The sequence below is a fragment of the Marivirga harenae genome (genome assembly GCF_030534335.1).
GTDB classification, from domain to species: domain Bacteria; phylum Bacteroidota; class Bacteroidia; order Cytophagales; family Cyclobacteriaceae; genus Marivirga; species Marivirga harenae.
Window position 1 is genome coordinate 2,552,521 of record NZ_CP130565.1, and the last position, 14,740, is coordinate 2,567,260.

Sequence of the window (14,740 nt, forward strand, 5' to 3'; positions counted from 1 at the left end):
CTCCAGCGGAAATAGTTTTTAAATAAAATTTATTCTCCTACCATTACAAAAGCACCCCAATAGAATGGAGATTCATATTTTTCTTTTATTGTTTTTTGAGCCTCGTTAAAAGCGGTCAGTTTATCTTTTCCACTAATCCAATTTGCATAGAAAGCGGTCATCAGTTCTTGGGTTGCCTCATCATCTACCGACCATAAGCTCATAATTATTGCATTAGCACCAGCCACTTGAAAAGCCCTTCTCAAACCATAAACGCCTTCTCCATTTTTTAATTCGCCAAGTCCTGTTTCGCATGCAGAAAGAACTACAAGTTCAGTATGGTTTAAATCCAAATTCATAGCTTCATAGGCGGTTAATATTCCATCTTGACTCACTTCTTCGTTTAAACCAGTAGCAATGAAAGAATTTGCACCAGCCATTATTAAGCCCGATTTTAAAAGAGGATTTTCGCTGTATTTATCTTCCTCATCAGTATTACTGGTTTCATTATCTTCCAGGAAGAAGCCATGAGTAGCAACATGTAGAACTCGTGGGTTTTTGACACGCTTCAATTGATTTTCGTCAGCCTGATTTTCCAAGTAGGTATTAGGTTCGGAATATTTACTATCTCTATAAATAGATTGAATTTTATTTACTTCATCTTTTGTGCCTGGCAAGGAGGTTACCAATGAATTTCCTCTTATGTATCTTTGCAAACTGCCTCTCAGTCCTCTGTTTAGACTTGCATTTTCTACAATATCGCTGGCGACATTTTCACCGCCTTCTGCAGATTCACGCATGCCTTTATTATAATTTGGAAAACCAAATAGAGCAGGGGCAGATGCCATATTTGAGTCAGGGGTTCTTTCTCTATATGCGATTAAATCTTTAGTATTGGTTAATAACTGAATATTTTGCTCTTCTAAAACATGTTTTTCAGTATTGGTATTATACAATGCGTTTATACTTATTTGATTATAGATACCGTCAGGGGAAAAGTAAACTTTTTCATATTTTTGAGTTTGTTCTGCAATGGGCTTCCAATAAAAATCATAACTATATTTGTCTTTAACCTTATATCGGATGGCATTTCTGTAATTTTTGATGTATCTATTCTCCAGTTCTAATCCATTTTCAAACAGGATTAATTTTGGACTTTTGGAATTTTTATCAATAAGTAAGGCAGCATAATTGACCTTGTCATTAAAGAGTCCACTACTATCAGGTGTGAATTCCCTAAATCTGATCATTTCAATTGCTGCTTCATTATCCTTTAATTTCATCTGGACATCTTTCCAGTTGTAGCTTTTGGCTGCATATGCATCAGAGAAATCACTTGAAGCGCGACTCAGTTCCTTCTCTAGTTCATTTGAGCCCTCAATGAGTGAATCTAACTTTAATTCTTGCTGTTGAACTTCCTCCTCCGACATTGAATACAATTGGGAAATAAGCTCCTTTGTAGCAATCCATTTTTGATATTTTTCTTTTAACTCTTGATTATCGCTATTTAAGATGTTTTTTCTTGCTTTAGCTGTTGCATACATGATTAAGCCCTTAGTAGCTAATTGATAATCATACATATCTCCTAATAATTCGGGATCATTTTTGTGATAGGCAATGGCAAATGAATTAAATTCTTCAAATGTTGACCTAAGCGTATTAGTATAAAAATTGGCTTTTTGTTGCTCGCTTAAAGCTGGAAAATAGGCCTCAATCTGAGCAAAATAGTTATTAAAAGTCTCTTTGAAGTACTCTTTTGCTTTTTTAGGATTGTTTTTATACCAAGATAGTTCAGCTAATTCTTTGCTTGTTTCGGCATATAAAGGGTGTTTTTCGCTAAGGTATTTCGAGCGTAATTTGTGTGCAGATTTGACATGCTGCTCCGCTTTATCAATATTATTAATTCTAAAATTTGCAACACCCCAGTTCAATTCATATTTAGAATATTCTGGATTACTTTTTTCTAATACTTGTTTTGAAGTGACGAAACTTTGATTCATTAATTCATAATATTCGTGGAGGGCTTTATTCTCTTTAAGGGCTAATGCTTTTTCTTTTTGCACTCGGATGTACAATTCACTATCTGTACCCAATATATCTTTTATAATGGTCAGAGCTTTAGAGAAATGTTCAATGGCTTTTTCTTTTTGGTGTGTTACAAGCAGATTTTGTGCATAATTACTTAGTTTACTAGCGTTTTCTAGAGATTTTTCGTCACTAATTATTTCCTCAAATATATTGATAGCTTCGTTATGGAGGCCGATTTTCCAATACAGTACCGCTAAGTTGTTTTTTATATTATCCTCCAATATTTTATCGGCTGAAATTTTAGATAATGCTTCTAACGCCTTGTTATATAGCAATTCGGATTCCGAGTAATTGGAACGAGAATAATAGGGAATAGCTAATGTTACTAAACCATCCACATATTCGATGCTTTCTTTTCCGAAATTGTCTTTTACGAACAGAAGATTTTCTTTTAAAATATCTTCAGATTTTGTGTAGTACCCTAAATCAAAATAAGATAAGCCCAACTCTTTATTTATAATTTGAAAATATCTATCCTTGGCAAAATCATTCTTTAGTAATTTTTCATAGATGTCAATTGCTTTGCGGTGCTCATCCAATAGCCCTTGTAATTGAGCGAGTTTGATTTTGCTTTCTACATAGGCAATGTTATCTGTTCCTAGGTTTTCTTCGTACAATTCCCCCGCTTTCGAAATATTTGATTTTGCTAATTTTATTTGATTGTTTAGTTGTTGGTAGTATGATAAATTGTTGTAGATATCAGCAATTAATACAGGATCTGCGTTCGGAAGTTGTTTTCTTATTTCTAATTCCATTTGCATTATTTCCAATGCTTTATTTAAGCTGTCATATACTAAATATGAATCTCCAAGAAAGTATAGTAATTCAGCGGAGATGGAATCTGAATATTGATTTTTATGCTGGAGAATTTTATTTTCATTGTTTATAATTAATTGGTAATCCTCCTCATTAAAAGCGGTCTCCAACTTACTGTTGAGATCGGAATGATTATTTTGGGCACTTAATGTGGTTAAAAAACAAAATAAAAGAGTTAAAAGTAGAAATGAACGTTTTTTCATGATTTGATGAAAGATTTTGTTGATATAAAGATAACGTAAATAAATAGCAATAAAAAAATAATAATTAGGATTTATACAATATTATTTTTTAATTTGTAAAGATGTAAGGTCCTTTGTAAGGACAATATGATATGTATTTAAATTTATGATATAGCTAGTCAATATGAAGAATTTTTTGTCAATTTTCATCCTATTAGCACTGAGTCAATTTGATGTGTGGGGTCAATGCGGAGTAGGTGAAACTGAAGTGATTATTGAAGTAGATGGAACCGCTGGGCAATATAATGAAGAAATCTATTGGAGGCTTTACCGTCAAAATAGTAATACTATTGTTGCTGAGACCTCTGCAGGATATTTAGGGACAGGGGCATCAGAAAGTGATACTATTTGTCTTCAAGATGGAATAGCCTATCGTTTTGAGGCTTATGATACTTTTGGTGATGGTTGGAATGATGCTGCCTATAGTATTTTATATATTGATGGTTTCGTTTTAAATAATGGAATTCCCGATAATGGAACTGAATCAAGTGGTAGTGATGATTTGGAAGATACATTTTCTTTCGAAGTAGGAAGCAGGCCTGGGGATGATTGTAGTTTGCCTAAAACTATATCTGTTGATGACTCTATTAGAGTAAGTACGGAGCAGTATGCCAATAATTACGAATTAGACCCTTTATTTGATTCTGGTAATGAAGCAATTTTCACTTTTAGACCGCTAATTACCGAAGAGTACGCTATTACTTTTTCTGAAATTGCATCTTTAGACCGTGGTTCACTACAATTATTTGATAATTGCTATGATAATACCCCAACTCGCTTAGCCTTCGATACCACTGGAGTTTCGAATAACTTATTGGAGATTTACGAAACACTCAATGCTGGAAACACTTACTATATCGTCATCTCAAATAATGGTACTGATACAGGGATAGACTTTATTGATGGAGATTTAAATATTTCTTACTCAGGATCTCCCATTAATGTCACTTGTGCTAATGCATATAGCTTAGTTATTGATGGAGATTCCATTTACAGTAGAACACAAAGCAACAGTCCTGCACAAAATCCTGTTGTCAATGTTCTTACCAATTACGGTGAAAGCATTAATTCCTATGGAGATAGTCTTTTTTATGAATTCTCCTTAGCCGTTCAAGAAGATGTTATTGTTGAAGTGGGAGACTATGATCCATATAATCCTCTTTTTGTTGAACTGGAAAGAAGAGGGGATTGCGTAGGAGAAGCAGAATCTACTTTTACAAGGGTAGCACTTGAGGATGTTGAGAAAAAATTTACTTTTTCTAATTTGCAAAGTGGGGATTATCGCTTAAAAGTTTTCCCACCAGCATTTATTGAGGACGAATTTTTTGTCCGTATAAAATCAGGTGCAAGTATAACTGCCGCTTCAAACCAGGAATGTTCCAATGCAATAAATTTGAATGTATTTGGATACGAAGAAAGCACTGGGTCTTCTTCTATAACACCAATTTCTTATTTCAATAGTACTAATTCCGGAATTGGATCACCTTGTGGTCAGGATTCAATTTACAGTGTAGGAACCGGAGATTTATGGGTTAAAGCTCAAGTACCTAACTCTGGAGATCTCGTTATACAGACTTTTGGGGAATTATATGATGTTTTATCTTCTCCTGATCAAGCACTAGAGTCACGGTTCTCTGTGTACACTGGTTCATGCGGGAGCTTTAATGAATTTTACTGTAGTAGTAACTTTGAAGCACATCAACAAGATACTATTAAAGGATTACCAATAGGAGAGGAGGTTTTTATTCGACTGTGGGATCGAAATGGTGATAATTCTGGCTTAATGAATATTCGTTTGATAGAACCTGAGCCTTTACCAGTTCCTGAAACCTCAATACAACACTTTCCCGATTCACTGCATGTTTCTTTTACAAATTTAGCTGGTGATGATGAATTTTTTTATGAAGTATTAATTTCAGAAGATAGTTTTAATACCTTTTTACCTGGGTTTAATCCTGCCAACATAAGTTCTTATACTGGTGACTTTGGTGTTCAGGGGTTACAGCCAGCCACCACTTATTATTTCCAGATTTTCAGTAAAAATGGAGCTCTGTCCAATAGCGATACCACTGTTTTTGAGGTTGAGACGGCCCATATTTCATTAATACTATTGCAAATGGTAATTGGTCTGATCCTGCAATCTGGTCTAGCGGAACCGTCCCGCCTTTAGATTCTGCCGTCAATATTTACCATCGAGTTTCAATTAATGAATCAGAGGATTTTGAGATCAATGAAGTCAATATTGTTGGTGGAATTGAAGTAGAACCTAATGTTGGAATCTGGATAACAAACGGTGGACTTAATATCAGGAATAATGTGCAAGTAGGGCACTTATCAGGGATTCAAACCGACTCTGTAGGTATTTTTATGCAAAGTGATTTGACAAAATCAGCCACTTTAGATGTAGGAGATAATCTGGTGTTTGAGCAAGATGATAATGCAAACGGGGAGCAAATTCTCTTTCATGCTATTAATAATGGTGATTCTCTTAGAATTACAGTGGGTGAGGAGTTCTCATTCCGACATTCTGCTAGTGACAGCACACAACTTTATGATATACCTAACATTGATTTTCAGTCTGTTGATTTTACAGTAGGAGGAAACTTGTTTTTATTCAATGATAATTTTAATAGTCCTCAACCTTTCAATGCTGTATTTAACAATTCTAGAGTTATCGCGGATGTTTTTGAATTAAATGCTCTAGAAAATACAGACGGTCAATTTCAAGTGAATTTTGCAGGGTATACTGATGTGGATATAAAATTTTATTTCAAAAGGTCAGGTAATGGTGGTAAAATTAAATTTTCCGATCAGTCAACACTTAGATATGATGGCTCAGGTTATCAGGAAATAACTGGTTTTGGTGAATTACAAGATTCCATAATCTATAATAATGTAGTAGTGGATATTGCTGAGGATCCAAGTTCTGACAGGCAAATACCAGAATTGGTACTTTTGAAGTCTTACGGAGAATTAGTTTCTAAAGTGATGATCGAAGGTCAATTAACATTGAATCAGGGAATATTGGTTGCAGACTACGATATCTTCAGTGCTGGATTTGAGGAAGTGGTTTTTGGTCAGGATGCAGCGGTTGTTGGAGCAAAAGGAGTCTCTTACATCAATGGTGTAGTTAGTAAAATAGGGAATACCCCTTTTATTTTTCCCGTGGGGCATGATGATGGTCCTCGTCAAATTAGTGTTTTAGATAATAATGAATTTCAAAAGTCTGATTTGATCCGGGTTAATCCTTTAGATAATTTTTGTGGATTAACGGATTCACTACTTATCAAGTCCGCATTGATTAGAGATCGTACTAAAGAGTATTGGGAGGTAACTGCATTGTTATCAGATAATAATGTAGCTGCTACTTTTGAACCAATTGTTTCCGATAAGGTGGCAGAGGGTATCACCGATTTCACAAGTTTGGAATTGATTGATTTTTTTGACGGATCATCTTTAGGGAATGGATTTAACACTGACACATCTTTCCAGTCCGCCATGGAGTACGATTTTTCAGTTGCTGATACCGCACGATTAGGCTTGTCCTCTAATTTGGAAAGTGAGAACCCTTTTTATTATCAAAGAAAAATCTTAAGTCTAACTGAATCTTTTGCATCAGCGGGAGAAAATATCACATTGAATTTGTCGGGGCCATTCGCTTCCCCAGCAGACCAAGTAGTTATCGGTGGAAAAATTGCAAATGTAGTGAGCAATACTGATAATTCTTTAACGGTCAGAGTTCCTGATGGCGCTAGATCTGGAAATATAGAAGTTGTATATAATGGTGATCAAATATTATATGGATCTGATCAATTTACTGTTAGTTATGATAATACTATTGGGTTAGAAGCCAGCAATTATGAAAATAAAACCATACTGGACAGCATTAATGGGACGGTATTATTGGGTCAGAGTAAAATGGAGCTAGGACAAATTAACAATGACAGCGATTTTGATGCTATGATTGTTAGCTCCAATTATGAGGCCGTGACTGTAATTAGTAGTTTATCAGGAGCAACGACTTCGCATGAATTCTTTCTTAATTCAGAAGGGTTGACTTTAAAGCCCACTGACTTTAAGCTTCAAATTTCAAATATTGGTGGAACCTTAGGTGTAGATGCTCTTTTTGATGTAGAATATAATGGTGTAGAGGGGATTATATATTTTAAGAATGATGGGAACGGTAATTTTACTCCTGTTGGCGATGGTAATTTCGATGATCAGAGCATTTATAATGATTATTTGCTTGTCGATTCTGATTTTGACGGGATTACTGATGCACTATTTAGTGTTTTTGATTTAAGTTCTTCGTCAAGCATACTCAGTGGTGAGGGTGGAGGATTCTCAGATTGTAGTCCATATGCAAAAACGATCTTACCCTTTATTGAACCAAATAACAGAGAATTTAACCAGATTTTAAAAGGTAATTATCTCGAAAATGGAAATGCAGATATTAGTTATTTAAACGCCAATGAGAGTTTAATTGGACTTATTGACCTTTTCAATCATGATACTACCATTTATACTAGTAATCCAAGATCATCGGACCAGATTTTTGAAATCAAGAATATATCATTATTGAATAACGGATTTGATCAAATAGTGGCTTCAAATCAAAATACTGACGAAATAGAAATATTCACGTTTAACAACGGTACAGAAACATTTGATATTACCACAATTCCATTAGAATTTACACCTGCTAAATTGGTGGTTGAAGATTTAAATGGTGATGGTTTCCAAGATTTAATTGTTTCTGATCAAAATTCTCCGTCCTTAAACTTTTTATTAAATGATGGTGCTGGTCAATTAACTGTAGAGCTAACTGTTTCTTACGATGGTGGAATTATTGCAGATTTTGATATATTGGACCTAAATAATGATGGTTTTAAGGATTTCTTGATTCTACAAGAAGGGGGTGAGCTTTCTATTTCCTATTTTGAAGTGCCAGCAGTTGCAGGGCCTCCGATTATTTCTGCTACCAACATTACGAACTCTGGATTCAATTTGGAATGGGATTCAGTTGCGAATGCTAGCGAATATGAGATATTCATTTCGATGGAAAATGATACTGTTCCTTTGCATTCATCAGATAGCACTTTTCTAATATCAGATACGTCTTTAACTTTTTCTGCACCAGAGCCTTTTCAAACTTATTATGTGTTCGGGCGGTCAATTAATTTAGCTGGAGATTCTTCATTCTACAGTAATTCTGTGGAAGTGCAGTTACTTCCGATTGAAATCCCGACTCCCGTTTCCTCAAACCCAACATCAAATCTATTTGATTTAACTTGGCCAATTGTACCAGGTGCAGATGAATATCAAGTGTATATCGGAATAAATAATGATACAAGTTCGATAGCTCAAAATGATTCTTTATTTGTGGTGCCTTCGGATAGCATTACTTTTCATGCTCCCGAATACTCAGAACTTTATTATTTTTACGTTCGTGCCATTTCGAATACGGGTGATACAAGTGCCTTCAGTATTCAGGATAGCATAAAGTTACCAGTTTCAACATATTTAGAGCAGGATTCTTTGGCAATGCTGGCATTTTATGAAAGTACTAATGGTGAAAATTGGAACAATGCACAAAACTGGACTACTGGAAAGCTCAACACTTGGGAAGGTTTGAGTATGATTCAAGATTCCCTTTTCTCAATTAATCTTCCTGGAAATCAAATGGAAGGTGTGTTACCCAATGAGTTAGGCAATTTGAATTTTGTGAATGAAATCAATCTTTCACAAAACAATATAACAGATATCACCGCTTTGGAAGCATTAGTTGGGTCTTTGAATAATTTGGATGTCAGTGGAAATGAACTAAGTTTTGATCAACTAGAAACTTTTGTCACCGTCCCAAATTTTGCATATGAAAATCAGAATTTCGCGTATAATCTTCCACCAGAATTTTTTGATTTCCTTGGAGCAAATATGTCAATTGAAATTGAAGCACCTGCTTCCTCCAACACTTTTCAGTGGTATAAAGATTCTGTTCAGATTGCAGGGGAAACGAATTCTACTTTGGTTTTAAATGATGTACAGAGGTTAGATGAAGGGATCTATTATGTTGAGGTAAATAACGATTTATTGGGTGAATTAAGCTTGTCTTCCGCACCCACAGAGTTAAAAGTTTCCACATTGGAGCGTGATGTAGAAGCTCTACGGGTCTTTTATGATTCTACTAATGGTGAGGGCTGGACTTCCATTGATTGGGATACTGCTGCTGCGGATCCAACTACTTGGTCAGACAATGGTCAGGATATTATTGTTGAGGATAATAGAGTAGTGGAAATTAATTTACCGGAGAATAATTTAACAGGCTCTGTTCCTGATGCGATAAATGATATTTTAGGTTTACGTACTTTGAATATATCAGGTAATGCTCTTGAAAGCTTAGCAGATTTAACAAGTCTTCCCAATTTGGAGTTAATAGATGTGACTAATAATTCACTTGATTACTCGGATCTAGAACCGAATATTACAATTGATGGTATTTCGTTTGCTAATCAAGCCAAATTTGGAAATGAAGCAGACCAAAAGCTACCGCAAGGAGCAGAGCTTTCCATAAGTTACTCAGTAGGAGGGACAAACAATACTTACCAATGGTTTAGAAATGGTGTAGAAATTAATATATCTGATTCTAGTTCCATTTCAATCGATTCCCTGACATATAGCGCGATGGGTGAATATGTTTTGGAAGTCCGGAATGACTTGATTAATTCCATTGATCCCGAATTCAAATTAATTTCAAACCCTGTACAGGTAATTGCAACAGCTAATATTAGTGGTCAGATTTCAGATGCTAATAAATTTCCGACTGAAGCGGGTCAAGTCTACTTATTTGAATATCAAGAAGGGGCTGAATATGACAGTGTAAGATTGGGTAATGGCGATTTCTTTGTGAATGCGGATGTTGGAGGAGTTTTTGAAATGCAAGATGTGGAACTAGGTGATTATGTTTTATATGTGGACAATGATGATCAGGAATACCCAGATTTATTAAATACGTATTTCACAAATACTATCGATTGGGAATTTGCCAACATTATTTATCATAGAAGCAATATTGAGGGATTGGAAGTTACTATGGAAGGAGAACCTGAACCTCTTAACGGAACGTCAAATTTTAGCGGGTTTTTAGAAGAGGAGTTTGAAGAAGGAGAACGGAAATTGCCAAGAAGAAGGGTAAGTGGAGTTGGTGTCAGTGTTAGAGTGGTAACGGGTTCAAGTAGAGATTTGTCATTTAGAAGCATACTAGAAAATGGACAGCTCGTGGCTTATCTTGAAACGGATGAAAATGGAGAGTTTGTAATTCCGAATCTTCCTGCAGGAAGGTATTCAGTTAAATTTGATATTCCAGGGGTTCCTATGAACGAGGAATCTGATATAATCTTTGATTTGACAGGGGAAAACAAGGAATCCTTAGAGATTTCCGCTATTTCTGATAATGGTAAAATTACAGTTAGTAGAGTAAGTTATACCGCAAATCAATCATCTTTTGAAAAAAGTGTAGTTATCTATCCAAATCCTTCAAATGGTATTTTTAGAATAAAGGGTGTTGAAGAAATTTCAACGATTAAAATTATAGGTCCAGATGGAAGACTAATTGAAGAAATATCTGATTTTGGTCATTTATATAATGAATTAGAAATTGATTTAAGCAACTACCCAGATGGGATGTATTTTATGCAGATTGAGTGGGGAGATGGTTTAAGGAGTATGAATAAAATGATAAAAGAGTAGCGATTATATAAATTTTCGTTCTTAAATAGGTTTGCTGATCAAAGCAAACCTTTTTTTTTGTATTCATATCCAATATTTCAACAGTTACGTAAGTTATACTAATGTCTAATCTGATATGATCATATGCGTTTAATTTTTATTCTATTTATAGCTACTCTAAGTTTCCAATTAACAGCTCAAAACGAAAAAATTCATACTTCTTTTGCTTTGGACTTGGGGAATAGTCAGCGCTTAAGACAAACTAGTAACTTTAAATTTACTTCAATAGCATTGAAGTCAACTCAAGCCATTGACTTCAGGACCATTGGTTTTGTCAATAATTCTGATACTATTTTATTCAATAATAGTCTTCATTCTGATGAAAGAACAAATTATTTTTATTCAAGTCTAATTCATTTTGATCGAGAAGTAGGTGAAATAGCTATATATTCACAAAGAGTGTTAAACGACCTTGAAGTGGTCCTCATCAATGGCAGCGGAGAATATGCTGACTTTTCACAAAGAAAATCAATTTCAATTCAAAATAATGATTGTGAATTGAATGGCGTTATTCAGCAATCGGAATGGCGAGCTGGACTACCTGAGCCCGCTTATAACAGAAGTTTTACAAGCACTGAAAATATGATTGTCCACCATTCTGCTGGGTCTAATAATATTACAGATTATACCCAAGCCGTCAGAGATATCTATATATTTCATACCGAAGAAAATGGCTGGTCGGATATTGGATATAATTATTTAGTAGCTCCTGATGGCGTAATTTATGCAGGAAGGGATCCTGTTAATGGCGAGCAAGATAAAGTAATTGGAGCTCATTTCTGTGGATCCAATTCGAATACGATGGGTATTTGCCTTTTAGGAAACTATGAAATCACTGAACCTAAGTCCCAAATGTTAGAAAGCTTATTAACCATTTTGAGTTGGAAAGCCTTTAAAGATGATTTAGAACCCTTGGGAAATACTGCCCATCCTTTAAATGCAAATCTTGGGGTAATTGCAGGTCATCAGGATGGATGCAATACTTTGTGTCCAGGTGAAAACGTATATAAGAGATTAGGAGAGATTCGTAAGGGTGTGGATGAACAATTGATGATTTGCTCCGGTGGAAGTGAAGAAGAGGAGGAACCAGTAGTTGTTATTGAAATTGATTCTATTCCAAGTCAGAAAATCCATCCAAACCCAATAAGAAATGATTTCACCTTTAGTTTAGATTTATCCGAAAAGCGTAAGGACGAGCTTCAGTACATTCGCATATTTAGTCAAGAAGGAAAATCATTGCAATGGGAAAATCTATATTTCAGTGAGAATAGTTTAGAAGTGAAACTTCCCAGCACTTTGAAACCGGGAATATATTTCTTGCAAACTAGCTATAAAAATGGTGAAGAAAATTCAGAGCGATTCTTAATCCAATAGAGTTCGATTCATGTTTTCAATATATTTTGATTTAGATTGCCTTTCAACCATATTTGCATCTAATTAACCAAAAGGCTTTTGCACAAAATTAAGACCATCATATTTGACTTAGGCGGAGTCATTATTAACCTCTACGTTGAGAAAACGATTTCAGCTTTTTCAAATTTATCAGGCTTATCTGAAAAGGAAGTGGAAAGAGCTTATCTGTCTGCAGAGATTTTCAGAAGGTATGAAAAAGGATTAATTGCAGATGCTGAATTTCTTCAAAGTTTAAGAGATGAATTCAGCTTAACTGCTTCTGATGATGATATTGTAATAGCCTGGAATGCTATGCTAGGGGAGATTCCTGCAGACAGAATTGAAAGCATTAAAAGCCTACTACAAAATCATAAATGCATTGTTTTAAGTAACACTAATGCTATTCATGAGCAGGCATTTCATAAAATTCTATCCAATTCATATCAATATCATCATTTAAATGAACTGTTTCATGAAGTGTATTTTTCTCATGAATTAAATCAAAGAAAACCAGACCTTGAAATCTATGAAAATGTTTTGAAGCAAACAGAAACAGAAGCTAATCAAGTGCTGTTTATGGATGATGGTCAAGCTAATTTGGATTCGGCTTCCAGCTTAGGTATTCACACTCTCCATATACCGAGGAATGGAGGCTTCATTGATTTGTTAGAAAGTAAATTGTCTGCAATATGATTGAGAAAAATACACGCTATTATACAAAGAAGATTTTACTCTTTGTTATAACATTCATAACAACTACCCTTGCAGGTTCGGAATGGATTACCAATCGTATTCTTTTCTATTCTCCCGATTATTCATGGGCTGATTTTTTTGCAGGGATGCACTATTCCATCCCCTTCCTTTTCATTCTGACTGTGCATGAATTTGGCCATTTCTTTACTGCCAAATACCATAAAGTGGAGGTCACTTTGCCCAATTATATTCCAGGGTGGTTAGGATTCTTGGGGACAGTTTCTTTTGGTACATTTGGAGCATTGATTCAAATTGTAGGTCCGATAAAATCAAGAAAACAGTTTTTTGATATAGGCATTGCTGGGCCTATAGCTGGTTTTGTGGTGGCATTGGGTGTGTTATTTTATGGCTTCACCAATTTGCCAGAGCCAGAGTATATTTTTGAAATTCATCCAGAATACGAACAATACGGATTGGAATATGCCGATCATGTCTATGATAACGGGGAGGAAATGATGGGGATTAGTTTAGGAAATAATCTTTTGTTCAGCTGGTTTGAAAATAATGTGGCAGATCCTGAGCGATTGCCAAATCATAGGGAAATCATTCACTATCCTTACTTATTTGCTGGTTTTTTAGCTTTATTTTTTACTGCTTTAAACTTAATTCCTATTGGCCAATTGGATGGTGGACATGTGATTTATGGTCTTTTTGGAGCTAAGAATCATAATATTATAGCTTTCACTCTCTATATGATTTTCACTTTTGTAGCAGGCTTAGGATTGATTACTGCAGGAATTGATTTAGGTGATTTTGCTTTATACAGCGTTTTATATGTTGGCTTTTTGTATTTTTCATTCAAAGGCTTAGGCTTCCAGCAATCCACTACATTAATGTTAGCTGTGGGCATGTTTGTTGCACAATATCTCACTACCTATTTATTCCCTTCAGTGACAGGCTTTTCTGGCTATTTACTTTTTGTATTCCTATTAGGAAGACTGATTGGTGTGAAGCATCCTGTTGCTCCAGATGATAGACCGTTAAGCACTGGTAGAAAAGTGTTGGGCTGGATTTGCTTGATCATTTTTATAATCTGCTTTAGTTTTGAGCCTTTGGTTTTGGAGTAGATGAAACTATAATCTGGCGATTTATTGTTATATTTATCATGATATTAAAAAATGATTTAATGGATATGGTAAAGGAAAGAGAGCGTTTAATTGAACAGCTATCTAGGACTGATGACATTTATATAATTCAAAAAGTAAAAGAAGTACTTAATGCTTCAAAAATAAAAGCGATGTGGTAGGCTATAGTCCAGATGGAAATAAAATTTCCAAATTAGATTTATTGGAAAGAGCTGAAATTTCAAATCAAGCGATTAAAGAGGGTAAAACTAAACCTATTGAACAAATCCGTGAGGATATGAACAAATGGTGATTGATGGAGGTAGTGATTACTGAGCCTGCAGAAAAGAGCCTAAAAAGTATTTACTGCCGATTTGAAGAAGATATTGCCGTAAAAATCACAAATAAAATATTGGATAGAGCTGATACTTTACAGACTTTTAGCAACAGAGGAAGATTAGTAGATGAACTTCAATCCCTTCAGCAGGAGCACCGATATATCATAGAAAGGAATTACAAAATTATTGCAAAACAAAAAAATGCTAAAGTTTATGTAACTGATGTGTTGGATATGAACAATGATCCAGAAAAAATTAAAATCAACCATCAATCTTAGTGTGC

8 protein-coding genes are annotated in these 14,740 nt (G+C 34.9%); 7 read left to right on the forward strand and 1 reads right to left on the reverse strand.

Annotated elements, in window-relative coordinates; genetic code table 11:
* Positions 1-29: 29 nt before the first annotated feature.
* Positions 30-3,086, reverse strand: a complete 3,057-nt coding sequence (locus tag Q3Y49_RS11080; protein WP_303268219.1) for a CHAT domain-containing protein — start codon at positions 3,084-3,086, stop codon at positions 30-32.
* 163 nt (positions 3,087-3,249) lie between these two features.
* Between Q3Y49_RS11080 and Q3Y49_RS11085 the strand changes: the two genes are divergently transcribed.
* From Q3Y49_RS11085 to Q3Y49_RS11115, 7 genes are all read left to right on the forward strand, one after another.
* On the forward strand, positions 3,250-5,295 hold the full coding sequence (locus Q3Y49_RS11085) for a hypothetical protein (protein WP_303268220.1): 2,046 nt from the start codon (positions 3,250-3,252) through the stop codon (positions 5,293-5,295).
* Positions 5,296-5,441: 146 nt separating this feature from the next.
* A complete protein-coding gene (locus Q3Y49_RS11090) occupies positions 5,442-10,871 on the forward strand; it encodes a T9SS type A sorting domain-containing protein (protein WP_303268221.1) in 5,430 nt (1,809 codons plus the stop codon).
* 123 nt (positions 10,872-10,994) lie between these two features.
* Positions 10,995-12,284 carry an N-acetylmuramoyl-L-alanine amidase gene (locus tag Q3Y49_RS11095; protein ID WP_303268222.1) on the forward strand — a complete coding sequence of 430 codons (1,290 nt, stop codon included), beginning with the start codon at positions 10,995-10,997 and terminating at the stop codon, positions 12,282-12,284.
* A 78-nt stretch (positions 12,285-12,362) separates the two neighbouring features.
* On the forward strand, positions 12,363-12,995 hold the full coding sequence (locus Q3Y49_RS11100; protein WP_303268223.1) for an HAD family hydrolase: 633 nt from the start codon (positions 12,363-12,365) through the stop codon (positions 12,993-12,995).
* On the forward strand, positions 12,992-14,122 hold the full coding sequence (locus Q3Y49_RS11105; RefSeq protein ID WP_303268224.1) for a site-2 protease family protein: 1,131 nt from the start codon (positions 12,992-12,994) through the stop codon (positions 14,120-14,122). Before Q3Y49_RS11100 ends, Q3Y49_RS11105 begins: the two co-directional genes overlap by 4 nt.
* A gap of 172 nt (positions 14,123-14,294) precedes the next feature.
* Positions 14,295-14,432: a hypothetical protein gene (locus Q3Y49_RS11110; protein ID WP_303268225.1), complete on the forward strand. Its 138-nt coding sequence runs from the start codon at positions 14,295-14,297 to the stop codon at positions 14,430-14,432.
* Positions 14,433-14,435: 3 nt separating this feature from the next.
* Entirely contained in the window at positions 14,436-14,735 is a 300-nt protein-coding gene (locus Q3Y49_RS11115) for a type II toxin-antitoxin system RelE/ParE family toxin (protein WP_303268226.1), read from the forward strand.
* Positions 14,736-14,740 lie beyond the last annotated feature (5 nt).